Origin of the sequence: Rhodoferax sp., assembly GCF_011391645.1 — a bacterium.
Classification (GTDB): Bacteria; Pseudomonadota; Gammaproteobacteria; order Burkholderiales; family Burkholderiaceae_C; genus Rhodoferax.
This window is the reverse complement of record NZ_JAABQC010000140.1, coordinates 1-5,081: the sequence shown is the minus strand read 5'-3', so window position 1 is coordinate 5,081 and position 5,081 is coordinate 1. Positions and strand designations below refer to the sequence as shown.

General features: G+C 63.0%; 5 protein-coding genes and 1 pseudogene. 4 read left to right on the top strand and 2 right to left on the bottom strand.

Going from position 1 to position 5,081, the window contains the following annotated elements; all coding sequences use genetic code 11:
• The coding region (locus GPS82_RS13240) for an Hsp20/alpha crystallin family protein (protein WP_296495495.1) at positions 1–329 on the top strand (329 nt) is incomplete at its 5' end.
• A gap of 69 nt (positions 330–398) precedes the next feature.
• Here GPS82_RS13240 and GPS82_RS13235 read toward each other — a convergent pair.
• Positions 399–1,814 (bottom strand): FAD-linked oxidase C-terminal domain-containing protein, encoded by a 1,416-nt coding sequence (locus tag GPS82_RS13235; RefSeq protein ID WP_296495493.1) that lies wholly within the window; start codon positions 1,812–1,814, stop codon positions 399–401.
• A 59-nt stretch (positions 1,815–1,873) separates the two neighbouring features.
• Here GPS82_RS13235 and GPS82_RS13230 point away from each other — a divergent pair, with 59 nt between their 5' ends.
• Positions 1,874–2,446, top strand: coding sequence for a cob(I)yrinic acid a,c-diamide adenosyltransferase (locus tag GPS82_RS13230; RefSeq protein ID WP_296495491.1), 573 nt, complete (start codon positions 1,874–1,876; stop codon positions 2,444–2,446).
• Between the two features lie 9 nt (positions 2,447–2,455).
• Here GPS82_RS13230 and GPS82_RS13225 read toward each other — a convergent pair whose 3' ends face one another.
• Positions 2,456–3,631 (bottom strand): MFS transporter, encoded by a 1,176-nt coding sequence (locus GPS82_RS13225; protein ID WP_296495490.1) that lies wholly within the window; start codon positions 3,629–3,631, stop codon positions 2,456–2,458.
• A gap of 155 nt (positions 3,632–3,786) precedes the next feature.
• Here GPS82_RS13225 and GPS82_RS13220 point away from each other — a divergent pair, with 155 nt between their 5' ends.
• Together GPS82_RS13220 and GPS82_RS13215 are read left to right on the top strand one after the other, a co-directional pair.
• Positions 3,787–4,839 (top strand): peptidase U32 family protein, encoded by a 1,053-nt coding sequence (locus GPS82_RS13220; protein WP_296495488.1) that lies wholly within the window; start codon positions 3,787–3,789, stop codon positions 4,837–4,839.
• A gap of 2 nt (positions 4,840–4,841) precedes the next feature.
• Positions 4,842–5,081: pseudogene (locus GPS82_RS13215) on the top strand (U32 family peptidase); the annotation flags it as partial.

Below are 5,081 nucleotides of genomic sequence, written 5' to 3'. Positions count from 1 at the left end.
CAACGGCAAGTAAGTGCGGCGCGCAAGGCTGCCCAAATGCGGCACAGGGTCTTGAAAATGCTTGCGCCAGCCCTATCGAAGACATCCAGGTCGCGGTGGATGGCAATATGGTGACCTTGCGCGCCGAGGTCAAGCAGCAAGACAGCACCAGCCAGGATGAAAAGGTGTTGCGCAGCGAGCGCTACTACGGCGCCGTGTCGCGCAGCTTCCAGTTGTCGTCTGACATTGACCAGACCCAGGCCAAAGCCAAATACGACAACGGCGTGCTGACCCTCACGCTGCCCAAAAAGCAGGCCATGAGTGGCGCGCAGCGCCTCACCATCGAGTAAACCGCAACCGCAACGCAATCCGGGGCAGGCTTGACGTGTATTCCCGGATTGCGCTTTGCCCCATCCGGGCTACCGAAAAATCTTGCCCGGGTTCATCAGGTTGTCGGGGTCCAGCGCCTGCTTGATGGCGCGCATCATGGCGATGGCCCCGCTGCCTGCCTCCTGCACCAGAAAGTCCATCTTGTGCAGGCCAATGCCGTGCTCGCCGGTGCAGGTGCCGCCCAGTTTGAGCGCGCGCTGCACCAACTGGTGGTTGAGTTGCTCGGCGGTGGCACGCTCATCTGCTGAATCGGGGTCGATCAGGTAGCCCATGTGGAAGTTGCCGTCGCCAACGTGGCCGACCAGAAAGTAGGGAATGCCGCTGTCCTGCGCCTCGGTCACCGAGTCCAGCAGCGCGTCAGCCAGCCGCGAGATCGGCACGCAGGCGTCGGTGGTGATCACTCTGCAGCCCGGGCGCGACTGGATGCCGGCAAAGTAGGCGTTGTGCCGCGCCGTCCAAAGCTTGGTGCGCGCCTCGGGTGTGCTGGCCCACTCAAAGGTCTGGCCGCCAAAATCATGGGCAATGGCCTGCACCGTCTCAACCTGCTCCTGCACACTCGCGGGCGAGCCGTGGAACTCCATCAGCAACATGGCGCCCTCTTGCAGGCTCAATTGCGAGTGCTTGTTGACCATGCGGATGGTGTTGGCGTCGAGCAGTTCGCAGCGCGCAATCGGCACGCCCATCTGGATGATCTGGATGGTGGTGTTGACGGCGTCTGCCAGGCTGTCGAATGAGCAGGTGGCGGCCATGACGGCCTCGGGCAGCGGGTAGAGCTTGACGGCCACCTCGGTGATCACGCCCAGCGTGCCCTCACTGCCCACCATCAGGCGGGTCAGGTCGTAGCCGGCGCTGGATTTTTTGGCGCGCGTGCCGGTGCGAATCACCTCGCCCTGGGCGGTGACCACTTCGAGTGCCAGCACGTTTTCGCGCATGGTGCCGTAACGCACGGCGTTGGTGCCGCTGGCGCGCGTGGCTGCCATGCCGCCCAGCGTCGCATCGGCGCCGGGATCAATCGGAAAAAACAGGCCGGTGGACTTGACCACCTCATTGAGCTGCTTGCGCGTCACGCCGGCCTGCACCGTCACCGTCAAGTCTTCGGCGTTGATGGCCAGCACCTGATTCATGCGGCCCACATCGATGCTGATGCCGCCCTGCACCGCCAGCAAATGGCCTTCCAGCGACGAGCCGACACCAAACGGAATCACCGGCACCTTGAACTGCGCCGCCAGCTTGACGGCATCGGCCACATCCTGCGTGCTCTCAGAAAACACCACAGCCGCGGGCGGCGGCACACTGAAGGACGATTCGTCGCGGCCATGCTGCTCGCGCACCACCAGGGCGGCCGAGTACTGGCTGCCAAAGCGGGCGGCCAGGGCTTGCAACAGCGCTTCAGGCGCTGGGCGGTTATGGATTTCCGGGTGCAATTGAGGGCTTGGGGCGTTCACGATGGGTCTCCGTCATAATCCCGGCCATTATCATGAATTGAGGCATCCAGAGCACACCCATGGGCAATCGACTGACACAAATCGCCACCCGCACCGGTGACAACGGCACCACCGGCCTGGGCGACAACACCCGCGTTTCCAAAAACAGCCTGCGCGTGCACGCGATGGGCGACGTCGACGAGCTCAACTCCAACATCGGCGTGCTGCTGTGCGAAGCCATGCCCGACGATGTGCGCAGCCTGTTGGTGGAGATCCAGCACCAGTTGTTCAACCTCGGCGGCGAGCTGTCGATTCCGGGTTTTGAGTTGCTCAAGGCCGAAGCCGTGCTGGCGCTCGACAACGCGCTGGCGCAGTACAACGAGGCGCTGCCGCGCCTGCAGGAATTCATTTTGCCAGCCGGCACCCGCGCCGCCGCGCTGGCCCATGTGTGCCGCACTGTGGCGCGCCGGGCCGAACGCGCGGTGGTGGCACTGGACGGCCAGGAGGCCTTGAAAGACACGCCAAGGCATTACCTTAACCGCTTGTCAGACCTGATGTTTGTGCTGGCCCGCGTGCTCAACCGCTACCGCACCGATGGCACGGTGGGTGATGACGTGTACTGGAAGAGCGAGCGCATGTTGCAGGCCCAATAACCCTGGTCGTTACGGCGCCTGGGCAGGCACTGCCTGGGGCCGTGTCTTGAGCCAGACAATGGCCGCACCCGTCAGTGCCACCGGGATGAGCGAGCCCGCATTGAGCAGTTGCCAGCCCTGGGTGGTGACCAGCACGCCCGAGGCAAATGAGCTCAACGCCGTGACGGCAAAAACAAAGAAGTTGAGCGCACCCTGGGCCCGGTCTTTCTCGGCCGGGGTGTAGGTTTGCAGCGACAGGGTGGTGCTGCCGGTGAACAAAAAGTTCCAGCCCACACCGAGCAAAAACAGGGCAATCAAAAACTGGTGCAGGTCCACGCCCGACAGGGCAATCACGATGCACAGTGCATTGAGCAGCACACCAATGCCCATGATCGGCAGCACACCAAAACGCTTGATCAGATGGCCGGTAAAAAAGCCGGGTGCAAACATGCCGATCACATGCCATTCCAGCACCAGCGCCACATCAGAAAACGGCAGGCTGCACTGCTGCATGGCCAATGGTGTGGCCGCCATTAAAAGGTTCATCACACCAAAGCCCAGCGCGCCGCAGGCCGCAGCCACCATAAAGACGGGCTGGCGCATGATCTCGCGCAGCGGGCGACCCTCATTTTGGTGCTGCTTGGCCGGCGCAGGTGGAAAGGTGATGAAGGCCAGCACCGCCATGGACAACAAGGCCACGCCGGCCAGCGCCAGGTAGGCGCCCATGAACGGCACATCCGTCAGGGTGCGGGTTTGCGCCGCCAGATTGGGCCCGGCCACGGCGCCAATGAGGCCACCGGCCATCACCATCGACACCGCTTTTTCCTTGTAGCCCGCGCTGGCGAGCTCAGCCGCGGCAAAGCGGTACAGGTTGGCATTGGCGTTGTAATAGCCGGCAATCACCGTGGCCGCGCACAACAGCCAGAAGTTGTGGCTCCAGGCGGCATAGGCGCACAGCAGCGCGCTCAGGGCCGCCACCACCAGCCCCATCTGAAACGCGGTCTTGCGGCCAAAGCGGTGCTGGCTCTTGGCCACCAGCCCGGTCGAAAACGCGCCCCCCACCACGTAGCCCATCACCGGCAGCGTGGCCATCCAACCCAGTGGCGCCAGGCTGAAGCCGACCAAGCCATTGATGGCGATGAACGTGACGTTATTGGTCAGGAAAAGACCTTGGCAAATGGCCAGTAGCCAGAGGTGTCGGTTCATGGGGGCAAGGGCCTCAATATAAGAAGCAACTGATTGTCGCCAGTTTTTCGTTTTTTATGAATAGATTGACCTGCATCATTTACTCGCATGGCCAGCATGGTTACGCTCTGCGGCTTGACTTCGCCTGCGCCTTCAAGGCGTTCTCTCAATTCGCCATGAACACCTTTCCTGCCCCCCTTACCCCAACACAACCCGACGCGCCAGCACCCATGGAACTGGTCTGCCCGGCCGGCAGCCTGCCCGCGCTCAAGGCCGCCGTCGACAACGGTGCCGACTGCGTTTACCTGGGCTTTCGTGATGCCACCAATGCGCGCAATTTTGCCGGCCTGAACTTTGACGAAGTCGCCATCGAGGCCGGCATTCGCTACGCCCATGACCGCGGCCGCAAGGTGTTTGTCGCGCTCAACACCTACCCGCAGGCGGCCAAGGCCGAACTCTGGCAGCGCGCCGTGGACCGTGCCGCGCACAGCGGCGTTGATGCCGTGATATTGGCCGACCCCGGCATGATGGCCTATGCCGTCAAACAGCAGCCGCAACTGCGCCTGCATTTGTCGGTGCAGGGCTCGGCCACCAACTATGAGGCGCTGGACTTCTATTCCCAGCACTTTGGCATTGCGCGCGCCGTGTTGCCACGCGTGCTGTCCCTGACCCAGGTGGCCCAGGTGATCGACAAGACCCCAGTCGAGATCGAGGTGTTCGGCTTTGGCAGCCTGTGCGTGATGGTCGAAGGTCGCTGTGCCCTGTCGAGCTATGCCACTGGCGAAGCGCCCAACACCAATGGCGTGTGCTCACCGCCCAAAGCAGTGCGCTGGGTCGAGACGCCGCAGGGCCGAGAGTCACGCCTCAATGGCGTGCTGATCGACCGTTACGCCCCCGGCGAAAACGCCGGCTACCCCACGCTGTGCAAGGGCCGCTTTGACGTGGGCGACGAAAAAAACTACTACGCCATCGAAGAACCCACCAGCCTGAACACACTGTCGCTGTTGCCCGACCTGATGAAGATCGGCGTGCGCGCCATCAAGATCGAGGGCCGCCAGCGCAGCCCGGCCTACGTGGCGCAGGTGACCAAGGTGTGGCGCGCCGCCATCGACAACTGCCGCGCCAACCCGCAGCACTACAGCGCCAAACCAGCCTGGTTCAGCGAGCTTGACAAAGTCGCCGAGGGCCAGCAGCACACACTCGGCGCTTACCATCGTCCGTGGAAGTAATCATGAAACTGTCTTTGGGCCCCATCCAATACTACTGGCCGCGCGACGAGGTGCTGGCTTTTTATGAAGCCGTGGCGCAGTCGCCGGTGGACATTGTTTACCTGGGCGAAGCCGTCTGTTCGCGCCGCCACGAGGTGCGCCTGGCTGACTGGCTCGACATCGCGGCGGTGCTGCGCGAGGCCGGCAAAGAGGTGGTGCTGTCAACCCAGGTGCTGATCGAGTCGGGCGCCGATGTCACGGTG